At 67.0% G+C, this 20,390-nt stretch carries 24 protein-coding genes; 5 read left to right on the top strand and 19 right to left on the bottom strand.

The genetic code is table 11. The features are described from left to right. Positions 1–35 precede the first annotated feature (35 nt). The 17 genes from rplN to BHS09_RS16450 all read right to left on the bottom strand — a co-directional run bounded on the left by rplN (position 36) and on the right by BHS09_RS16450 (position 11,322). Positions 36–404 carry a 50S ribosomal protein L14 gene (rplN, locus tag BHS09_RS16530; protein WP_002633598.1) on the bottom strand — a complete coding sequence of 123 codons (369 nt, stop codon included), beginning with the start codon at positions 402–404 and terminating at the stop codon, positions 36–38. 67 nt (positions 405–471) lie between these two features. Beyond that, a complete protein-coding gene (gene rpsQ / locus BHS09_RS16525; RefSeq protein ID WP_174258795.1) occupies positions 472–798 on the bottom strand; it encodes a 30S ribosomal protein S17 in 327 nt (108 codons plus the stop codon). Positions 799–888: 90 nt separating this feature from the next. Next, a complete protein-coding gene (gene rpmC, locus BHS09_RS16520) occupies positions 889–1,095 on the bottom strand; it encodes a 50S ribosomal protein L29 (RefSeq protein ID WP_174260553.1) in 207 nt (68 codons plus the stop codon). Between the two features lie 45 nt (positions 1,096–1,140). Continuing rightward, positions 1,141–1,560 (bottom strand): 50S ribosomal protein L16, encoded by a 420-nt coding sequence (rplP, locus tag BHS09_RS16515; RefSeq protein ID WP_002633601.1) that lies wholly within the window; start codon positions 1,558–1,560, stop codon positions 1,141–1,143. Positions 1,561–1,626: 66 nt separating this feature from the next. Further along, positions 1,627–2,289, bottom strand: a complete 663-nt coding sequence (rpsC, locus tag BHS09_RS16510) for a 30S ribosomal protein S3 (protein ID WP_002633602.1) — start codon at positions 2,287–2,289, stop codon at positions 1,627–1,629. A gap of 41 nt (positions 2,290–2,330) precedes the next feature. Then, a complete protein-coding gene (rplV, locus tag BHS09_RS16505) occupies positions 2,331–2,675 on the bottom strand; it encodes a 50S ribosomal protein L22 (protein WP_002633603.1) in 345 nt (114 codons plus the stop codon). A gap of 35 nt (positions 2,676–2,710) precedes the next feature. Next, a complete protein-coding gene (gene rpsS, locus BHS09_RS16500) occupies positions 2,711–2,998 on the bottom strand; it encodes a 30S ribosomal protein S19 (protein WP_002633604.1) in 288 nt (95 codons plus the stop codon). Positions 2,999–3,007: 9 nt separating this feature from the next. Continuing rightward, a complete protein-coding gene (rplB, locus tag BHS09_RS16495) occupies positions 3,008–3,853 on the bottom strand; it encodes a 50S ribosomal protein L2 (RefSeq protein ID WP_140791174.1) in 846 nt (281 codons plus the stop codon). Between the two features lie 34 nt (positions 3,854–3,887). Further along, entirely contained in the window at positions 3,888–4,181 is a 294-nt protein-coding gene (locus BHS09_RS16490) for a 50S ribosomal protein L23 (RefSeq protein WP_002633606.1), read from the bottom strand. After that, a complete protein-coding gene (rplD, locus tag BHS09_RS16485; RefSeq protein WP_002633607.1) occupies positions 4,178–4,801 on the bottom strand; it encodes a 50S ribosomal protein L4 in 624 nt (207 codons plus the stop codon). The genes BHS09_RS16490 and rplD overlap by 4 nt, the downstream gene beginning before the upstream one ends. A gap of 53 nt (positions 4,802–4,854) precedes the next feature. Next, on the bottom strand, positions 4,855–5,163 hold the full coding sequence (rpsJ, locus tag BHS09_RS16480) for a 30S ribosomal protein S10 (protein WP_002633608.1): 309 nt from the start codon (positions 5,161–5,163) through the stop codon (positions 4,855–4,857). Positions 5,164–5,364: 201 nt separating this feature from the next. Then, positions 5,365–6,555, bottom strand: coding sequence for an elongation factor Tu (gene tuf, locus BHS09_RS16475; RefSeq protein WP_140791172.1), 1,191 nt, complete (start codon positions 6,553–6,555; stop codon positions 5,365–5,367). Positions 6,556–6,699: 144 nt separating this feature from the next. Then, positions 6,700–8,775, bottom strand: a complete 2,076-nt coding sequence (fusA, locus tag BHS09_RS16470) for an elongation factor G (protein ID WP_140791170.1) — start codon at positions 8,773–8,775, stop codon at positions 6,700–6,702. Between the two features lie 143 nt (positions 8,776–8,918). Next, on the bottom strand, positions 8,919–9,389 hold the full coding sequence (rpsG, locus tag BHS09_RS16465; protein ID WP_011553340.1) for a 30S ribosomal protein S7: 471 nt from the start codon (positions 9,387–9,389) through the stop codon (positions 8,919–8,921). 150 nt (positions 9,390–9,539) lie between these two features. Further along, complete coding sequence (rpsL, locus tag BHS09_RS16460; RefSeq protein WP_002637381.1) at positions 9,540–9,911, bottom strand: 30S ribosomal protein S12; 372 nt, start codon at positions 9,909–9,911, stop codon at positions 9,540–9,542. A gap of 221 nt (positions 9,912–10,132) precedes the next feature. Next, positions 10,133–10,627, bottom strand: coding sequence for a ribosomal protein S18-alanine N-acetyltransferase (gene rimI, locus BHS09_RS16455; RefSeq protein ID WP_140791168.1), 495 nt, complete (start codon positions 10,625–10,627; stop codon positions 10,133–10,135). Continuing rightward, positions 10,624–11,322: a hypothetical protein gene (locus BHS09_RS16450; protein WP_237080386.1), complete on the bottom strand. Its 699-nt coding sequence runs from the start codon at positions 11,320–11,322 to the stop codon at positions 10,624–10,626. The genes rimI and BHS09_RS16450 overlap by 4 nt, the downstream gene beginning before the upstream one ends. 112 nt (positions 11,323–11,434) lie before the next feature. Here BHS09_RS16450 and BHS09_RS16445 point away from each other — a divergent pair, with 112 nt between their 5' ends. The 5 genes from BHS09_RS16445 (at position 11,435) to BHS09_RS16425 (ending at position 19,596) form a co-directional block, all read left to right on the top strand. After that, positions 11,435–12,610, top strand: coding sequence for a DnaJ C-terminal domain-containing protein (locus BHS09_RS16445; RefSeq protein WP_140798338.1), 1,176 nt, complete (start codon positions 11,435–11,437; stop codon positions 12,608–12,610). Between the two features lie 91 nt (positions 12,611–12,701). Continuing rightward, on the top strand, positions 12,702–13,433 hold the full coding sequence (locus BHS09_RS16440; protein ID WP_140791162.1) for a HEAT repeat domain-containing protein: 732 nt from the start codon (positions 12,702–12,704) through the stop codon (positions 13,431–13,433). A gap of 100 nt (positions 13,434–13,533) precedes the next feature. Further along, positions 13,534–15,231, top strand: a complete 1,698-nt coding sequence (locus BHS09_RS16435) for an ATP-binding response regulator (RefSeq protein WP_140798337.1) — start codon at positions 13,534–13,536, stop codon at positions 15,229–15,231. Positions 15,232–15,306: 75 nt separating this feature from the next. After that, positions 15,307–17,028, top strand: coding sequence for an arginine--tRNA ligase (argS, locus tag BHS09_RS16430; RefSeq protein ID WP_140798336.1), 1,722 nt, complete (start codon positions 15,307–15,309; stop codon positions 17,026–17,028). Positions 17,029–17,040: 12 nt separating this feature from the next. Continuing rightward, the gene (locus BHS09_RS16425) at positions 17,041–19,596 is read left to right on the top strand and encodes a 1-acyl-sn-glycerol-3-phosphate acyltransferase (RefSeq protein ID WP_140798335.1); all 2,556 of its coding nucleotides are present in this window, start codon (positions 17,041–17,043) and stop codon (positions 19,594–19,596) included. Between the two features lie 125 nt (positions 19,597–19,721). On the opposite strand, the gene BHS09_RS39395 is transcribed toward BHS09_RS16425, so the two are convergent. Beyond that, positions 19,722–19,886, bottom strand: a complete 165-nt coding sequence (locus BHS09_RS39395; RefSeq protein ID WP_162520983.1) for a hypothetical protein — start codon at positions 19,884–19,886, stop codon at positions 19,722–19,724. A 114-nt stretch (positions 19,887–20,000) separates the two neighbouring features. Beyond that, positions 20,001–20,345, bottom strand: coding sequence for a hypothetical protein (locus BHS09_RS16415; protein WP_237080385.1), 345 nt, complete (start codon positions 20,343–20,345; stop codon positions 20,001–20,003). Positions 20,346–20,390: the final 45 nt, after the last annotated feature.

The raw sequence follows: 20,390 nt of genomic DNA, 5'->3' as shown, positions 1-20,390 counted from the left end.
CTCTCTGGCTGCTCGCCGTCCGGCCTGCTGTCCTCTCAGAGGACTTCGGGCGCCAGCGAGATGATCTTCATGAACTTGCGGGCGCGGAGCTCACGGGCCACCGGCCCGAAGATACGCGTACCAATGGGCTCCATGTCCTTGTTGATGAGGACCGCGGAGTTGCCGTCGAACTTGATGTAGCTGCCGTCCGGGCGACCCACCTCGCGCTTGGTGCGAACGATGACGGCCTTGGCCACGTCACCCTTCTTCACCTTCGAGTTGGGAAGCGCCTCGCGCACCGAGACGACAATCACGTCGCCGATGGACGCATACTTGCGCTTCGAGCCGCCGAGCACCTTGATGCAGAACACCTTCTTCGCGCCCGAGTTGTCCGCCACGTCGAGCACGCTCGTCATCTGAATCATCTGGGAATCTCCTGTCGCCGGTGACCATCCCGCGCCACCTCACGGCCGCGCGGAAGGGACATGCGTGCTAGACGTTCTTGCTCTTCTCCAGCACCTCGACCACGCGCCAACGCTTGTCCTTCGAAGCGGGCTTGGTCTCGGCGATCCGGACCCGATCACCCTCGTTGATGGTGATCTTCTTGGGGTAGTCGTGATCCTCCACGTGCGCCTTGTACTTCTCGCGCAGGCTCATGATCTTCCCGTACTTCGGGTGGGGAGCCCGGCGCTGGACGGTGACGACCACCGTCTTCTGCATCTTGTTGGAGGTGACAATCCCCACGCGCGTCTTGGGACGGCCACGGGTGGAAGTCTCGGGAGACTGCGTCTCGGTCGCTTCAGCCATCTTCTCTCTCACTGTCTCTCATGCACCCGGGCATTGGCGCCCGGATGGCCGCACGCGCTCCTCTATCAGCTGAGCGCGGTTGGAGTCGTGGGTGTTCAGCCCTTAAGCCTTCATCTTCTGGGTCAGCACGGTCAGAACCCGCGCCAGGTCCCGCCGGTGCTGGGTGCGCTCGGCCGGGTTGTCCAGCGAACCGGTCCGACGCTTCAGCTGGTCCTGGAACAGCGTCTCACGCAGCTCGGCCGCGCGCTGCTTCAGGTCGTCCGCCGACAGTTCCTTCAATTCCTTCGCAGTCGCCATTTCACTCTCCATGCGAGCGGAAGCCGTCCTGGGGACCAGCTCCCGCCGCTCGGTGCCTTAGAGGCTCAGGTCCGCCCGCTTCACGATCTTCGTGAGCACCGGCAGCTTCGCCTGCGCCAGCTTCAGCGCTCCGGTGGCCACTTCCGGCGTCATACCCTCCATCTCGTAGAGGATGCGGCCGGGCTTCACCACCGCGACGTAGTACTCCACGCCACCCTTACCGGTACCCATACGGGTCTCAGCGGGCTTCTTGGTGATGGGCTTGTCCGGGAAGATACGGATCCAGATCTTGCCGCCACGCTTCACGTGACGCGTCATCGCGATACGAGCCGCCTCGATCTGCCGAGAGGTGATCCACCCCGGCTGGAGGCTCATCAGGCCGTACTCACCGTAGGTCATGTCGCTACCCCGGTGGGCACTGCCAGGCATGCGGCCCTTGTGCATCTTGCGGTACTTCGTACGAGCAGGCTGAAGCATCGTCGCTGTCCTTCGCCGCCCTGCCCCGGGCGCCCCTTTTGGGAGCGCCCGGCGCGGGTGGGCTGATTACCGGTTGGAGGGCATGGGGGCCTGGCCACCCTTGCCCGGGAGGACCTCGCCCTTGCAGACCCAGACCTTGCAGCCGATCTTGCCGTAGGTCGTCTTCGCCTCGGCGAAACCGTAGTCAATGTCCGCGCGCAGGGTGTGCAGGGGCACGCGACCCTCGCGGTACCACTCGTAGCGCGCCATCTCCGCGCCACCGAGGCGGCCCGAGCAGGCCACGCGAATGCCCTTGGCGCCGAACTTCATCGCCGTCTGCAGGGCCTTCTTCATGGCGCGGCGGAACGCGATGCGGCGCTCGAGCTGCGTGGCGATGTTCTCCGCCACCAGCTGCGCGTCGGTCTCGGCCTTGCGGACCTCGACGATGTTGAGGAAGACCTCGTTCTTCGTGAACTGCTGGAGGTCCTTCTTCACCGTCTCGATGCCCGCGCCACGCTTGCCGATGACGATGCCCGGCCGCGCAGTGTGGACGTTGACCTTGACCTTGTTGGCCGCGCGCTCGATCTCCACCTTCGACACGCCCGCGTGGTTCAGCGACTTCTTCACGAACTCGCGGATGCGGATGTCCTCGTGGAGCCACTGCGCGTAGTTCTTGTGCTCGAACCACTTGGAGTCCCAGGTCTTGATGACACCAAGCCGGAACCCGATCGGATGAACTTTCTGTCCCAACGTGATTCTCCTTGAAGCGTCCGGGCAGGGCCCGACGGGTCCTACTTCTTCGCCTCGGCGAGCACCACGTGGACGTGGGCCGTCTTCTTCTTGATGGGGGTGGCCCGGCCCATGGCGCGCGGCATGAACCGGCGCTGGGTGGGACCCTGGTCCACGGAGATGGTCTTCACGTAGAGCGTGTCCACGTCGACCTGGCCCTTGGACTTGTCAGTCGCGTTGGCCACGGCGCTCTTGATGAGCTTCTCCACCGGCTTGGCCGCGGCGCGCTTGGTGAACTTCAGGATGTTGAGGGCCGCCTCAACAGGCTTGCCCCGGATGAGCTCCGCAACGGTAGAAATCTTGCGGGGGCTCATGCGCAGGAAACGCAGATGTGCAGTCGACTCCATGGTCTTCTCCTCAGGCTCTCAGGCAATGCGCCAGGCTACTTGCCCGGGGCCTTGGCGACCTTCTTCTCCGCCGAGTGACCGCCGAACGTACGCGTCGGGGCGAACTCGCCGAGCTTGTGGCCAACCATGTTCTCCGTGACGAACACCGGGATGAACTTCTTCCCGTTGTGCACCGCGAAGGTGTGACCCACGAACTCCGGAAGAATCGTGGAGCGGCGGGACCACGTCTTTACGACGGCCTTCTTGTTCGTCTTGATCATGTCCTCGATCTTCTTCACGAGGAAGTCATCGACGAACGGACCCTTCTTGATCGAACGAGCCATGGAATCCTCTTACTGGCTGCGCGCGCCCTGGCGGCGGCCGGACACGATGAACTTGTCAGTGCGCTTGTTGGTGCGCGTGGTGAGACCCTTGGTCTTCTTCCCCCAGGGGGACACAGGGTGCGGGTTACCCTGACCGGACTTGCCTTCACCACCGCCGTGCGGGTGGTCGACCGGGTTCATCGCCAGACCGCGGACGGTGGGACGGATGCCCAACCAGCGGCTCTTACCCGCCTTGCCGATACGGATGATTTCGTGCTCGATGTTGCCCACCTGGCCCACGGTGGCGCGGCACTCGATGAGGACCTTGCGGACGGTGCCGGAGGGCATACGCACCTGTGCGTAGCGGTCCTCCTTCGCCATCAGCTGTCCGGACGTGCCGGCGGAGCGGATGACCTGGGCGCCACGGCCCGGCTTCAGCTCCACGTTGTGGATGACCGTACCCACCGGGATGTTCTGCAGCGGCAGGCTGTTGCCCGGCCGGATGTCCGCGCCTTCGCCGGCGAACACCGTGTCACCCACGCTCAGACCGACCGGAGCGAGGATGTAGCGCTTGTCGCCGTCCGCGTAGTGCAGCAGCGCGATGTTGGCGGTGCGGTTGGGGTCGTACTCGACGGCCACGACCTTCGCGGGGACGCCATCCTTGTCCCGGCGCTTGAAGTCGATGACACGGTAGCGGCGCTTGTGGCCGCCACCCTGGTGCCGGCGGGTGATGTGCCCGTGGACGTTGCGACCACCGGAGCGCTTGAGCGGCTCGGTGAGGCTCTTCTCGGGCGAGTCCTTGGTGATGTCCGCGAAGTCGGACACCGTCATCAGACGGCGGGCGGAGCTAGTCGGCTTGTACTTCTTGATGCCCATGGTGTGTTCCTCAGGCTGGCTCGACGCCGTGGCGTCAGGCCGCCCCTCCCTCGAAGAGTTCGATCGAGTCGCCCTGCTTCAGCGTCACAACCGCCTTCTTGAAGTTGGGCCGCTTGCCGATGCTACGACCCACCCGCTTGATCTTGCCGCGGACGATGTTGGTGTTCACGCCCTCGACGGTGACCTTGAAGAGCGTCTCCACCGCGCGGGCCACGTCGTGCTTCGTCGCCTTGCGGTCGACGATGAACGAGTACTGGCGAAACTTCTCGCGGGCCTTGTCCAGCTTCTCGGTGATGAGCGGGCCCTTGATGACGTCGTTCAGATTCATGACAGCGCCCCCTCGAGGGTCTTCGCGGCCGCGGACGTGAGCACGAGGTGCGAGTGCCGGAGAACGGCCTCGAGGTTCAGGCCCTCGGGCGGCAGCACGTCGAACTTCGCCAGGTTGCGCACGCTGCGGTGCAGGTTGGTGTTGCCCTTGTCGTCAATCACCAGGGCGTTCTGGAGCTTCAGACGCTTGGTGAGGACCTCGAAGGCCTGCTTGCTCTTCGGAGCATCCAGGGAGAAACCGTCCAGGATGATGAGCGTCTTCTCCTGGGCCCGCAGGGACAGCGCGGACTTCAGGGCGCCGCGGCGCACCTTGCGGGGCGGGCGGTAGAAGTAGTCGCGCGCCTTGGGAGCCATCGCCTTACCGCCGCCCACCCAGTGGGAAGCGCGGATGGAGCCCTGACGAGCGCGGCCGGTGCCCTTCTGCTTCCAGGGCTTCTTGCCGCCGCCGCTGACCAGCGAGGTGTTCTTCACCCCGACCGTGCCGCGGCGCCGGTTGATCTGCTGCATCTTCGCCACCTCGTAAAACAGGTGGGCGTTCGGCTCGGTGCCGAAGACATCGTCGGAGAGCTCAATCTCCGACACCTTCTTCAAATCCAGGTCGACAACGTCAAACTTCGCCATGGCACTTTCCTCGCGGGGGTCGGAGTGTAACCACTCGAACGCCCACCCGCTTCCTAGGACTTGATCTCGACGTCAACGCCAGCCGACAGATCCAGCTTCATCAGCGCATCCAGCGTCTGCTGCGTGGGCTCGAGGATATCGAGCAGGCGCTTGTGCGTGCGGATCTCGAACTGCTCACGGCTCTTCTTGTCCACGTGCGGAGACCGCAGCACCGTGAACTTGTTGATGCGCGTGGGAAGGGGGATCGGACCGGCCACCTTCGCGCCCGTGCGCTTGGCCGTCTCGACGATCTCACCCGCGCTCTGGTCCAGGAGCTTCGAGTCGTACGCCTTCAGCCGGATGCGGATCTTCTGTGTCGCCATTCGCAAGAACCTCTTTGAACGGACTCTGCCTCTGCCGCGGGAGGGCGTTACGACCGACGTCCCCTGGATTTCACAGAGCCGTTTCTTCAGAACGAAGGGGCGCGGTGTCTACCATCCCGCCCCAGGGTGTGCAACTGGATTCCCAACGGCTCCTTGATAATTCCCAGGAATGGGAACTCAAGGAGCCACTGGGGGCCTGCGCTACTCGATGACTTCCGCCACAACGCCGGCGCCCACCGTGCGGCCGCCCTCGCGAACAGCGAAGCGCAGCTCCTTCTCCATGGCCACGGGGGTGATGAGGTCCACCTCAATGGCGATGTTGTCGCCCGGCATTACCATTTCGACGTTCTCCGGCAGCTTCACCGTGCCCGTCACGTCCGTGGTGCGGAAGTAGAACTGCGGCCGGTACCCCTTGAAGAACGGGGTGTGACGGCCGCCCTCTTCCTTCGACAGCACGTAGATCTGCGCCTTGAACTTGGTGTGCGGGGTGATGCTGCCCGGCTTGGCCAGCACCTGGCCGCGCTCCATGTCCTCGCGCTTCAGGCCGCGCACCAGCGCGCCGATGTTGTCGCCCGCCATGCCCATGTCCAGCAGCTTGCGGAACATCTCCACGCCCGTGACAACCGTCTTCTGCGTCGGCCGCAGACCGACGACTTCCACTTCCTCGCCGACCTTGATGATACCGCGCTCGACGCGGCCCGTGGCCACCGTGCCGCGGCCAGAGATGGAGAACACGTCCTCCACCGGCATCAGGAAGGGCTTGTCCGTCGCGCGCTGCGGCGTCGGGATATAGCTGTCCACCGCCTCCATCAGCTTCAGGATGGACGGCTCGCCGATGTCGCTGGTGTCACCCTCCAGTGCCTTGAGCGCCGAGCCCGGGACGATGGGGATGTCGTCGCCAGGAAACTCGTACTTCTTCAGCAGGTCGCGGACTTCCATCTCCACGAGCTCGCGCAGCTCGGGGTCGTCCAGCATGTCCACCTTGTTCAGGAAGACCACGATGTACGGAACGCCGACCTGGCGCGCCAGCAGGATGTGCTCACGCGTCTGCGGCATCGGGCCGTCCGCGGCCGACACCACCAGGATGGCGCCGTCCATCTGCGCCGCGCCCGTAATCATGTTCTTCACATAGTCGGCGTGGCCCGGGCAGTCGACGTGGGCGTAGTGCCGGCTCGCCGTCTGGTACTCGACGTGCGAGGTGGAAATCGTGATTCCGCGCTCACGCTCCTCCGGCGCCTTGTCAATCAAGTCGTACGCCAGAAACGTGGCGCCGCCCGTCTTCGCCAGCACCTTGGTGATGGCGGCCGTCAGCGACGTCTTGCCGTGGTCCACGTGTCCGATCGTGCCGATGTTCACGTGGGGCTTGTTACGCTCGAACTTTTCCTTGGCCATGGCCTCTCCTCACGGGGTTGCCGGTCCGAAGCCCGGCACGTCTCGACTCGCGGAAAACAACTGCGAAGGTGCTGCGTCCTGCTCCAAACCTGCCACAACGTCAACTGAAATCGCCCGTCCGGTCCGCGGCCGGGCCGAAGCCACTCAGCGGTTGAGCGCCGTCTTGGGCGCGGGCGCGTAGTGGCTGAACTGCATGGTGTACGTCGCCCTTCCCTGGCTGCGGCTGCGCAGGTCGGTCGAGTAGCCGAACATGGCCGCCAGGGGCACCTGCGCCTGGATGGCCTGCACACGGCCAGGCCGGGGGATCATCCCCAGCACCTTCCCGCGCCGTCCGTTCAGGTCGCCAATGACGTCGCCCATGAAGTCATCGGGCGTGACGATTTCGCAGTTCATGATGGGCTCGAGGAGCACGGGCGTGGCCGTGCGCACGGCATCCTTGAAGGCCAGCGAGCCGGCGATCTTGAACGCCATCTCGCTGGAGTCCACGTCGTGCATGGAGCCGTCGAAGGCCTCCACCTTCACGTCCACCATGGGGTAGCCGGCCACCGGGCCGTTCTGCATGGCCTCCGCGCACCCGGCCTTCACCGCGTCGACGAACTCCTTGGACACCACGCCGCCGGTGACCTTGTTCTCGAAGGAGAACCCCTGCCCCGGCTCGTTGGGGGCCACGCGCAGCCAGATGTGGCCGTACTGGCCTCGGCCGCCCGTCTGGCGGATGTACTTCCCTTCCATCTCCACCCGGGAGGTGACCGTCTCACGGTAGGCCACCTGGGGCTTGCCGATGTTCGCGTCGACCTTGAACTCACGCAGGAGGCGGTCGACGATGATTTCCAGGTGGAGCTCGCCCATGCCGGCGATGAGCGTCTGACCCGTCTCCTCGTTCGTCCTCACGCGGAAGGACGGGTCCTCCATGGCCAGGCGCTGCAGCGACTGGAGGATCTTGTCCTGGTCCGCCGTCGACTTCGGCTCGATGGCGATGTCGATGACGGGCTCGGGGAACTCCATCCGCTCCAGGATGATGGGCTGCTTGTCGTCGCAGAGCGTGTCGCCCGTGCCGGCCAGCTTCAGGCCCACCACGGCGCAGATATCACCGGCGTAGCACTCGGTGATTTCGTCCTTCTTGTCCGCGCGCATCTGCACGAGCCGGCTGACCCGCTCGCGCTTGCCCTTCACCGAGTTCCATACCGCTGAACCCGCCTCCAGCTTGCCGGAGTACACGCGGAGGAAGGTCAGCGTCTGGGACTGGAACGAGGGGTCGTTCATGATCTTGAACGCCAGCGCGCTGAAGGGCGCGTCGTCCCGCGTTTCGCGCACGGCGTCCTCGCCGTTGGGCGTCTTGCCGTGGATGGGCGGCACCTCCAGCGGGCTGGGCAGGTAGTCCACCACCGCGTCCAGCAGCGGCTGCACGCCCTTGTGGCGGAAGGCCGAGCCGCAGAACACCGGGAACAGCTTCAGGCTCACGCAGCCCTTGCGGATGGCGCCACGCACTTCGTCCTCGGTCAACTCCACGCCCTCGAGGAACTTCTCGGTCAGCGCGTCGTCCTGCTCGGCCGCGGCCTCGAGCAACTCGGCCCGGGCGGCGTCCGCCTCCTCCTTGAACTCCTCGGGGATGTCCGTCTCGTCGTAGCGACTGCCCTGCTCCGAGTCCTGGAACACCAGGGCCTTCATCTTCACCAGGTCGATGACGCCGCGGTGCTTGTCCTCCGCGCCCAGCGGCAGCTGCATGCGAACCGCACGCGCGCCCAGCTTCTCGCGGATGGTCCCCACGGACATCTCGAAGTCGGCGCCCACCCGGTCCATCTTGTTGATGAAGCAGATGCGGGGGACCTTGTACTTGTCCGCCTGGCGCCACACCGTCTCCGACTGCGGCTCCACACCGTTCACCGCGTCGAACACCGCGATGGCGCCGTCCAGCACGCGCAGGCTGCGCTCCACCTCGATGGTGAAGTCCACGTGTCCCGGCGTGTCGATGATGTTGACGCGGTAGCGCTGGTCGCGCCGGGCCCAGAAGGCGGAGATGGCGGCGGACGTGATCGTGATGCCGCGCTCACGCTCCTGGACCATCCAGTCGGTGGTGGTGTTGCCTTCGTGCACCTCGCCCATCCGATGGATGGCGCCGGTGTAGAAGAGAATGCGCTCCGTGGTCGTCGTCTTGCCGGCATCGATGTGCGCCATGATGCCGATGTTGCGGTAGCGCTCGAGGGGGTACTCACGGGCCATGACTCAATACCTCTCCAGGAAGCAAGGGCGGGCCCAAGGCCTCGACACCTGCCGGCCGGACGATTTCAGAGAACCTGCTCATCTAACAAAACCGCCCGGATGCATCCTCTGCATCCGGGCGGCAACCGCGAAGCCTCTAGGGCCTACCAGCGGTAGTGAGCGAAGGCCTTGTTGGCCTCCGCCATCTTGTGCGTGTCTTCACGCTTCTTCACCGCGTTGCCGCGGTTGTTGGCGGCGTCCATGATCTCACCAGCCAGCTTCTCCTGCATGGTCTTCTCACCACGCGCCTTGGAGTAGGTGATGATCCAACGCATGCCGAGCGCCACGCGGCGGTCCTGACGGACCTCGACGGGCACCTGGTAGGTGGCGCCACCGACGCGGCGGCTCTTGACCTCGAGCACCGGCTTGACGTTGTCGAGGGCCTTCTTGAAGGTCTTGAGGGGGTCTTCCTTCGCGCGCTCCTCGATGAGGGCGAAGGCGCCGTAGCAAACGCCTTCCGCGATGGACTTCTTGCCCTTCCGCATCAGGTCGTTGACGAACTTGGTGACGAGCCGGTCCTGGAACTTCGGATCCGGAAGAATCTTGCGCTTGGCGACTACGCGACGGCGAGGCATCTCTTCTCTCTTCCCTTACGCCCCACTCCCATTGGGAGAAATCCACGGGGCTTCAAGTACTGCAGGAGGAACTTCACAAGGACGCTCCCCAGGGTGCGGGGCAATGCGTCCAGACTCTGCGCTACAGAAGGTGATCCGCGTGACGAGCGATCAGCTCGGACGCTTCGCGCCGTACTTGGAGCGGCTCTGCTTGCGGCCCGCGACACCCACGGAGTCCAGCGTTCCACGGACGATGTGGTAGCGGACGCCCGGGAGGTCCTTCACACGGCCACCGCGAATCATCACCACCGAGTGCTCCTGGAGGTTGTGACCCACGCCGGGGATGTAGGACGTGACCTCGATCCCGTTCGTCAGACGAACACGGGCCACCTTGCGGAGGGCCGAGTTCGGCTTCTTCGGGGTCGTGGTGTACACGCGCGTGCAGACGCCACGCTTCTGAGGGGACTCCTTGAGCGCGGGGCTCTTGCCCTTGACGACGAGCTTCTCGCGGCCCTTGCGGACCAGCTGGCTAATGGTCGGCACTGATACCTCTTCTTCGGGTTCGTCGCCGCCAGAGACACCAGGCGGCGCATATCTACCTACAAGACAACGGAAAGGCGCGCGAGTATAGGAAGGGGCCTACCCGTGTCAAGCACGGCGTGTTCCTTGCCTACAACCGGCAAGGGTCCCAGGTCCCATTCCCCGCCTCGGCGCTTCCGCGCACGGCTGGTCTACAACGGGGCGGTCCTCTACTCCGCGTGCGGTTAGAAGTCGAGGACCATCACGACGGCGTCCTCGCCCTCGTCGACGTAGTAGTTCGGCCGGATGCCGACGGGGCGGAAGCCGAAGGCCCGGTAGAGCTGGAGCGCGGCCTCATTGCTCTTGCGCACCTCCAGGGTGGCCAGGGAGCAGCGCTTCGCCCTCCCCCGCGCCAGGACCTCGTCCATGACAGCGCGCGCCACGCCCCGGCGCCGGTGCTTGGGCGCGGTGGCCACGTTCAGCACGTGCACCTCGTCATGGACGATCCAGAAGATGGCCAGGCCCAGCAGCTCCGGCGCGTCCCCCTCCCGCTCCTCCTCCACGAGGAGGATGGTGGACCATTCGTGTTGAAGCTCGCGCCTGAGCAGGTCCTGGGACCAGGGGTTCTTGAACGCGGCCTGCTCCAGCAGCATGACCGCGGACAGGTCCTCCGGCATCATCTGCCGGATGGTGTAGCCGTGCCGGGCCCCGGGCGCCGGCTCCTCGCGCATCCGCCTCATCGACTTGCCTCCCGGGCAAAGGGCGCCACGCGGCGCACCTGCGCCGAGGCCCGCACCTGCGCCAGCTCCTCCGCTGCCAGCGCCCCATACCGCTCCCGAACCAGCTTCTCCCGGATGGCGGCGCGCGCCACCTCGTAGCCTTCCGGATAGTCGTCCGCGTTCTGCTCGAAGTGGCGGCGGACCTCGGTCTCACCCACCTGCGCCCGCAAACGGATGCGGCTGTCCAGGATGCGCTCGGCCCGAAGCCCCCGCGCCAGCACCCGCTCCAGCCCCTGCACGTCCACGTCATGGCGGGAGAGGAACCGCTTCAACGCCGCCTCCCCTCCCAGCCCCGCCTGGAACGCCTCCACGCGCGCCTGGACCTCCGCGGGCTCGGCTGGGAAAGCCTGCAGCCGGTCCGCGTTCAGGACCTGGACCCGCTGGTTGATGATGAGCTCCAGGGCGCCCCGGAGCGTGTCCTCGTCGAGCGGGAGCTCCAGGGCCTGCACGCCGCCTCGCTGGAGGAGCGCGACCCGGGCCTCGAAGCGCAGCTCGCTCAGGGTGAGGACCTGGCCCTCGATGATGGCCACCACCCGGTCCGCGACCTGGCCCTCCACGGCGGACGGCGGGGCGGCCGCAGTCCCCACGGCTGGCGCCAGCGAGAGCCAGCCCGCAAGCCACAGGGTATCCGCGCCGAGCCAGCGAGGCGGTGACATGGGCTCCCTCATCCTCCGGCGACTTTATACATCTCGCACGGTCTGGACAGTCCTTGCTGGCGCGTGCCTACCGGCTGGTTACGTTGAATCGGGTACACCACGGCGGGAACAAATGGCGGACGACTACTACCAGACCCTCGGCGTCGATCGGTCGGCTTCAGCGGAGGACGTCAAGAAGGCGTACCGCAAGCTGGCACGCAAGTACCACCCGGACGTCAACCCGGGCAACAAGGCCGCCGAGGAGAAGTTCAAGCAGGTGAGCGCGGCGTTCGAGGTGCTGTCAGACACCCGGAAGCGCAAGCTCTACGACGAGTTCGGCCCGGACGCCGAGAAGATAGGCTTCGACGAAAAGAAGGCGGAGGCCTATCGGGCCTACAAAGCCTCGGCCGGGAGCGCCGGTGCCGGGGGCATTCCCTATGGCGCCGAGGGCTTCGACCTGGGTGACCTTTTCGGCGACCTGTTCGGAGGCCGTGGCGGTGGCGCGGCGGGCGGCGCCCCGGGAGGCTTCGACATTGGCGAGATGTTCGGGCGTCGCGCTCGCAACGCCGGGCCCGAGCGTGGAGAGGACCTGACGGTCCGCGTCCAACTCACGCTTGCCCAAGCCGTCTCCGGTACCGAGCGCCCCCTGGCCTTCAACCGTCCGGGCCGGTGCTCCACGTGCAACGGCCGGGGCACGTCCGGTCCGGTGTCCACCTGCACCGTCTGCAACGGCACGGGCCGCTCCCGCCGCGCAGGAAGCCTGTTCGGCAGCGCGGGTGCGTGCGCCAATTGCCACGGCACGGGCAAGGCCGCGCCGCCCTGCCCCCAGTGCGCGGGCTCGGGCGTGAAGGAGGAGCAGGCCCGGCTGACGGTGAAGATTCCCGCTGGCGTGCACACCGGCTCGAAGGTGCGGCTCTCCGGCCAGGGCGCGGCGGGGACACGGGGCGGCCCCCCAGGGGACCTCTACATCGAGACCGAGGTGGCCGAGCATCCCCTGGTGCGTCGAGAAGGCGACGACCTGCACCTCGACCTGCCCGTGACGGTCTCCGAGGCCCTGCTGGGCGCCGACGTGCGCGTCCCCACGTTCCAGGGGGAAGTCACCGTGAAGGTGCTCCCCCATTCCCAATCCGGCCGCCGCATGCGGCTGAAGGGGCGCGGCGTTCCCTCGCTCAAGGGCGGACCACAGGGCGACCTGTACCTCCACCTCCAAGTGAAGGTTCCCGAGGAGACCACCGCCGAAGCCCGGGCCGCCGCCGAGGCGCTCGCCCGGGCCTATCAGGGCGACGTCCGCCGCGAGCTGACGCTCTAGCCTCTTGCCTCTTGTCCTGGGCGCCGCACCGTCATAGACGGACGGCGCCCCACCTTCTCACGCCGCCGAACCATACGGAGCACACGCGCACATGGGCCTCTTAGACATCTTCACAGGCGGCTCGGGCCCCGAGAAAGCCCTCAAGCTCAAGCCCAAGGTCACCCAGAAGTACGGAGACCCCGCGACCCGGCAGAAGGCGATTCAACAGCTGGGGGAGATGAAGGTCCCCGAGGCCGTGTCCGTGCTGCTCAGCCGCTTCACCATCACCGTGGACCCGCTCACCACGGACGCGGATGAGAAGGAGCACACGTTCGAGCTGGTGAAGAGCTTCGGCAAGGACGTCGCCGTGCCGCCCATCCTGGAGTTCCTGCGCACCAGCGAGCAGGCCGCCTCGTGGGCCCTGCGGCTGCTCGGTGAGCTGATCTCCGAGGAGGAGACCATCACCGCCTGCGTGAGCGCGCTCCAGCACCTGTCCGCCTACTACACGCGCAACCCGGAGAAGAAGGTGGTGCTGCTGCACCACGTGGCCGGCAGCCAGGATCCCCGCATCCCCCCCGCGGTGGTGCCCTTCCTGGAGGACATGTCGGACGACGTGAAGATCGCCGCGCTCAAGGCACTGGGCGCCTTCAAGTACGAGCCGGCGCGCGAGCCCATGCTGAAGCTGCTCACCGCCGATGAGACGGCTCGCCGGGTGCAGACGTCCGTGCTCAGCGCGCTGGCGGAAGGCGGCTTCTCCGTGGAGGGCTACCAGGAGAAGGTGGAGCCGCTGCTGGTGGAGCCCTACGCCCTGGGCAACGACCAGCGCATCCAGCGCCGAGCCTGAGCCCCGGCTGTCGGCCACCCGACATGGACACTGTCCTCCGGAAGGCCCCGGAGGACAGAGGCCGTTCACATGCGCGCGGAACTTGAGCAAGGATTCACCCGTGCGCTCAAAGAAGAAGGGGACGCTGGCGGAAGTCGTACCGCTGCGTCCGGTTGCGAAGGCGGCCAAGAAGACTCCGAAGCGGCCCGCGAAGCCGCTCCCCTCGGTGGATGCGGATGTTGCTCACCGCGCCCTGTTGGAGATGTCGCGGCACCTGACGGACAACGCGGGGCCCACCGAAGCGCTCCGCTCCCACCTGCAAACCATCCACACGCTCCTCAAGCCGAAGGTCTGCTACGTGGCGCGCTACTTCCCGTCCCGGGAGCAGCTCCACGTCGAGCACGTCCGAGGCCGCTACGACGACCGCGTCACCGCCGCTGTCCCCGGTGAGGGTGTGGTGGGCCGGGCCTTCTCCCAGAAGGCACTACTGCGTGATGGGGACACGATTGCCGTGCCCCTGGAGGGCCCGCAGGGCGTCGGTGGCGTCCTGGTGGTGCTGGGCTCCCGGCGCGAGCCGTCCGACACGCTGTTGCAGTCACTGGCCGCGCAGCTCACCGCAGCCTACGAGGTGGCGCGCCTGCGTGACGACAGCGCCCGCCGGAACAAGGATCTGCAGACCGCCATCGCCGGCCTCAAGAGCCTGGAACAGAACCGCGAGGAGTTGCTGGGCAACGTCTCGCACGACCTGAAGAACCCGCTCACCACCATCAAGTCCTACCTGGCGATGATGGGCCGCGAGAAGCTGGGGGCCCTCACGGATGCCCAGCGCCGCGCGGTGCAGATCTGCGACCGGAACTCGGACCGGATGCTGCGCATGGTGAATGACTTGCTGCTCATGTCCCGGCTCCAGTCCGGGAAGATGCAGCTCAATCAGCGTCCCTTCGGCCTCAAGGCCGTGGCGGAGGAAGTGGTGCGCTCGCTGGGGGCGCTCGCGGAGCACTGCAAGGTGCGCGTGGTGATTCCCCCCTGCCCCGAGGTGTTCGTCCGCGGAGACCGCGAGCGCATCGCCGAGGCCATCCACAACCTCGTGGAGAACGGCATCCACCACAGTGAGGCGGACGACACCGTCGAGGTGCGCGTCTCCGCCGAGGACGGCCTGGCGATGCTGACCGTGAAGGACAGCGGTCCGGGCATGTCCAGCGAGGCCCTGGAGCACGTCTTCGACGCCTTCTACCGCGCCACCCCGGGCATGCCTCGGCCGCCCGGTGCGGGGCTCGGGCTGCCCCTGGTGGGGAAGATTGTCGCCCTCCACGGCGGACGCATGGAGAGCGCCAGCGTCCTGGGCGAGGGCAGCACGTTCCAAATGGTGCTCCCCATGTTCGCCGGCGCCGTCAGCGCGCCGGAGATGGCCCAGGCCGCGCCCAAGTCCGGCGGAATCCTGCTGGTGGAGGACGACGCCGACTGCCGCGAGGTGCTTCAGCAGGTGCTGGAGCAGGAGGGCTACCGGGTGATGGCCACCTCGGGCGCCTCCGAGGCACGGTCCATTCTCTCCCACATCCGGCCAGCCATGGTCCTGCTCGACCTGCGGCTGAGCGAGGAGGACGGGCAGTCGGTGCTCCGCTACATCCGTGGCAACGAGTCGCTGGCGGACATCGTCGTGTACATCATCTCTGGAGCCAGCGAGGTGGCGTCACTCACCTCGGGTCAGGGGCTGGAGCGCATTGACGGCTTCTTCGAAAAGCCCCTCAACCTGCCCAAGCTGCTGGACACCGTCTCCGCGGTGGTCCGGCCCAGCCGACGAGCCCCCGCCGTGCCTTGAGTTGGGGATTCGTCGTGGGTGCGAACAAGAGGTGGCCGTAGGCCACCTCGGTTTGTCTAGTATCCGCGCAGTCCCATGAGCACATCCGTCTACTCCCGTTACCGCGCCGCCTTCGCCCAGGCTCTTGCCACTGCCCTGGGTGTGCCGGCCGCCGACATCGAAGCCCAGGTCAAGCCCGCCGAGCCGGCGCACGGCGACCTCAGCTTCGCCACCTTCCCTCTCGCCAAGGCCCAGAAGAAGGCCCCGCCCGCCATCGCCGCAGGACTGGCGCAGTCGCTCAGCGTCCCCGGACTGGAAATCAAGGCCGTGGGTCCGTACGTCAACGCGCGCTTCACCGCCCTGCCCTTCACCTCGGAGGTCATCGACGCCGCGCGCGGCGCGGGCATCCGCTACGGCGGTGACGAGGACGCGGGCCGCGGCAAGACGGTGGCCATCGACTACTCGTCGCCGAACATCGCCAAGCCCATTGGCTTCCACCACATCCGCACGACGTTCCTCGGCCACTGCATCGCCAACATCTACCGGGCGCTGGGTTGGCGGGTGGAAGGCATCAACTACCTGGGCGACTGGGGCAAACAGTTCGGCCTGGTGGCCGTGGGATTCCAGGAGTACGGCGACCCGGCCCGCATCGACGACATGGGCCACCTGGTGGAGGTATACGTCAAGGCCAACAAGCGCGCCGAGGCCGAGCCCGAGTTCGACGAGAAGGCCCGCGCCTTCTTCCGCCGCATGGAGGCCGGTGACGCCGAGGCCCTCAAGCTCTGGAACCAGTTCCGCGACACGAGCATCAAGGGCTTCAAGAAGATCTACGCGCGGATGGGCATCGAGTTCGAGCACATCGAGGGCGAGAGCCGCTACCAGGGGAAGATGGACGCGGTCATCGACCAGATTGCGAAAAAGCCCGGCGTGAAGGAGTCGCAGGGCGCGCTCATCGTCGACCTGCCCTACGCGGAGAACGAGCCGCCCATCCTGCTGAAGAAGAACGACGGCAGCACGCTGTACGCCACGCGTGACCTGGCCGCCGCGCAGGACCGGTACGAGCGCTTCCAGTTCGACAAGTCGCTCTACGTCGTCGCTCAGGACCAGGCGCTGCACTTCCGGCAGGTGTTCCGCACGCTGAAGGAAATGGACCTGCCCTGGGCGGACCGCACCGTCCACGTCGCGTTCGGCCGCATCCACGGCATGAGCACGCGCAAGGGCCAGGTGGTCCAGCTCAACGACGTGCTGGACGAGGCGCGCGAGCGTGTCTCCGTCAAGGTGCGGGAGAACGTGGAGGCCGGACGCATCCAGACGGACGACGCGGACGCCCTCTCCGAGCAGATCGCCCTGGGCGCCATCGCCTTCGGCGACCTCAAGCACAAGCGCGCCAGCGACTACACCTTCGACTGGGACGAGGTGCTCAGCTTCGAGGGTCACACCGGCCCCTATCTCCAGTACGCCCACGCGCGCGCCGTCAACGTGCTGCGCAAGGGCGGTGGCGCGCCGGCCAGCTACGACGCGGCCCTGCTGACACTCCCCGAGGAGCAGGCCCTGCTGCGCGAAATCATGCGCCTGCCCGAGGTGGTCCGCGACGCGGCGGAGCAGTACGAGCCCAGCCTCGTGGCCCGGCTGCTGCTCGACGTAGCCTCGGCGCTCAGCCGCTACTACACGCTCGGCAACCAGGAGCGGGACAAGCGCATCAACGTCGAAGGCGATGACGCGCTGCGTTCTGCACGACTCGCCCTGATTGACGCCGCTCGGGTTACGCTCGCCGCGGGACTGACGCTGCTGGGCATTCCCACGCCCGACAACATGTAGCCGGGAGCATTCTTGGAGACCGCGCTGTCACCGACTGCGAATCAGGGAGCGTCCTCGCTGAAGGATGAATTCGGCCCCATGGGCCGGGCGCTGGGAACGCGCTACCTGGAGAGCGTGCACTTCCCGCCGGAAGCCGAAACAGAGCTCCGGAACCTGCACGCAAAGGGCTTCGTGGTGCACGTCATGCGCACCACCGCCTGGGTGAACTTCCTCTACCTGACGTGGGCCATGGTGCGCCGGGCGCTGCCGCCCGTGCGCGCCGTGGTGAACCTGCGGCCGTGGTTCACCAGACCCTGGCGACAGGCGAAACAGAGCGGTGACTTCACGCAGCGCTTCGAGCACGCCCGGCAGACGGGGGGCAGCGGACTGGTCTTCCTGCGCCGCACCGCTCTGCTCCGTCCGTCCGGGAAGGAGACGCGCGAGGACCCCTTCCCCGCCCTGGTGGCCATGGCCCGCCAGTCCGGCAAGCCGGTGTACCTGGTGCCGGAGTTGTTCGTCTGGGAGAAGCGCCCCGCGCGTCTGAAGCCCAACTGGGTGGACGTGGTGTTCGGGAGCCCGGAGGCACCGGGCTTCCTGCACTCGATGCTGGCCTTCTTCCGCAATTACAAGCGCGCGCAGTTCCGCGTGGGCGAGCCCATCGACCTGCAGCGCTTCGTCGCGGAGAACCCTCGCGACTCGGATGAGCTGCTGGCCCGCAAGGTGCGCAGCAGTCTCCACGTCCACCTCGCGCGCGAAACGCGGGCCGTGTTCGGTCCGCCCGTGAAGCCCGCCTCGCGCGTCATCGACGAGACGCTGCGCGACAGGTCCCTGCGCAAGGTGGTGGAGGAGTGCGCGGCTGAATCCGGGCGCAAGCCGGAGAGCGTCCTGCGTGAGGCTCGCCGCAACCTGGAGGCCATTGCCGCCAAGCCCAGCCCCACCGCGCTGGCGTTCACCTCCCCCGTGCTGGAGTGGGTGTTCAACCGCATCTACGACGGCATGCACGTGGACGAGGCCGGCCTCCACCGCGCGCTCAAGGCCGCGAGCCACGCGCCCATCGTCCTGTGCCCCAGCCACAAGAGCCACGTCGACTACCTGGTGATGAGCTGGGTGTTGTGGAACCGGGGCTACGCGGTGCCCCTGGTGGCCGCGGGCGCCAACCTCTCCTTCTGGCCCCTGGGCACGTTCTTCCGCCGCTGCGGCGCGTTCTTCCTCCGGCGCTCCTTCAAGGGCGACAAGGTCTACGCCGCGTCCTTCAAGGCCTACGTGCGCAAGCTGGTGCACGACGGCATCCACCAGGAGTTCTTCCCGGAAGGCGGCCGCTCGCGCACGGGCAAGCTGCTGCTGCCCAAGCTGGGCATGTTCACCTGGCAGGTGGAGTCCGTGCTGGAGGGCGCGCGCGATGACCTCATCTTCGTGCCGGTGGCCATCGACTACGAGAAGGTCGTCGAGTCCAGCAGCTACTCGAAGGAGCTGGCCGGCGGCGAGAAGAAGCCCGAGGACCTCAAGGCCCTGTTGAGCACGCCCAAGGTGCTGGCGGCGCGATATGGCCGCATCCACCTGGGCTTCGATGAGCCCATCTCCCTGCGCGCGTTCATGCAGGCGCGCGGCATCAACCCGGACGAGCCGGTGTCGGACGAGCAGAAGAAGGGGCTCGTCCGCGCGCTGGGCAACCGGGTGATGTACGGCATCAGCAAGGTGTCCACGGTGACGCCGCACGCGCTGGTCAGCACCGCCCTGCTCTCGCACCGGCGCCGCGGCCTGACGCAGCGGGAGATGGCGGACCGCATCAACATCCTGCGCCGCATCGCCGTGGAGGAGGGCTCGCCGCAGTCAGTGGAGATGCGCAACGCCCCCAGCAACCCGGAGACGATGGGTCCCATCCAGGACGCCATGCGCACGTTCATCTCCGACGAGATGGTGCGCACCCAGGAAGCGCGTGGCGAGGTCATCTACCAGGCGGAGGAGGCACGCCGCCCGGAACTGTCCTTCTACAAGAACACGCTGATGAACCTGGTGGCCTCCCGGAGCCTCGTGGCCAACGCCATGCTGGCCAGCGGGAGCCCCGCGCCCTATGACACCGTGAAGGAGCGCGCACTGTTCCTGTCCCGCCTCTTCAAGGTGGAGTTCATCTACCGGGTGGGCACCACGTTCGACTCCATCTTCGCGGAGACGGTGGAGCGGCTGGAGCGCATGGGTCTGGTGCTCGAGGAGAACGAGGCGCTTCGCGTCGCCCCCGAGGCCCACGCGCGTCCGGACCTGGAATTCCAGGCCGACATGCTGCGCGACTACCTGGAGGCCTACCTGCTGGCGGCCATGACGCTCCAGGACGTGGCCAACGGCGCCGCGGCGGACCGGAAGTCCTTCGTGAAGATGGCCCTGGAGACGGGCCGCGCGGAGTACCACGCCGGCCGCATCACCGCCTCCGAATCCCTGGCCAAGGTGACGCTGGAGAACGCGGTGGCGTTCCTCCTGGACCAGAAGCTGCTCATCGAGTCAGACAAGAAGCTGACGCTGGGCCCCGCCGCCAGCGAGCAGCAGGCCCGCACACAGCTCGTTGACGACATCCGTGGCTACCTGAAGCGCGGCTGAGCCACAGGCCCTCACTGGCCCCGTCCGCGCCCGCGGGCGGGGGGCAAGGTGGTAGGCCGGTGTGCACTGGCCCTGCGCACCTTGGCGTCCCCTTCAAGCCCTGGAGACGGCGGGCCCGTTGGCCATCAGGGCTGCGTCGTGAACTCCGCGCGGACCTCGGCCGGCGTAGAGCGGGGCTCCTGGTTCCAGGCACGCGGCCACACCAGTGAGCACGACACCGCCCAGGCCGGAGCCGTCGCATCCATGCCCACGCCCGTGCGCTCGTGACAGGCGACGCAGAAGGACTGCACCCGGTGGCAGCGCTCACAGCGGGGCGAGTTCGGCCGATCCTGCACCGGATGCAGCGTCAGGTAGTCGTTGGGATGGATGGACAGCGGCTCGCTCCAGGTCCGTCTTCCCCTCCATCAGCGCCTTGCGATACCCCGCCGCCGCGTTGAAGCCGCCCAGATCCTCCAGCAACAGCCGTCCACCAGCGCCGCCTCGCCTCGCGGCAGCCCGAAATCGGCCCAGATGCGGAGGTTGGACTCGAAGCCCATGTCCTCGCCGGTGGCGAGTTCGAAGGCGTTGAGCCCCAGGTACTGGACGATTCGCCGCCGCGGCAACAGCACCGGACTCTCCGGCGTGCTGCCACGCCACGCGCGAATCTGGTACGCCTGCGCCTCGGTGCGGGCTTCCACCTGGAACGCCGCCGCGTGCGACGTGCCCGCCCCCAAGCCCTCCCCCCAGGACGCCCAGGACGCGAAAGCCACTCCTCCACGTCCGCCGCGCTGTTCGAGCCAGGATGAAGGACGTCA

Source organism: Myxococcus xanthus (genome assembly GCF_006402735.1).
GTDB classification, from domain to species: Bacteria; Myxococcota; Myxococcia; order Myxococcales; family Myxococcaceae; genus Myxococcus; species Myxococcus xanthus_A.
Note: the sequence above shows the minus strand (reverse complement) of the source record. Positions and strands in the feature narration are given on the sequence as shown.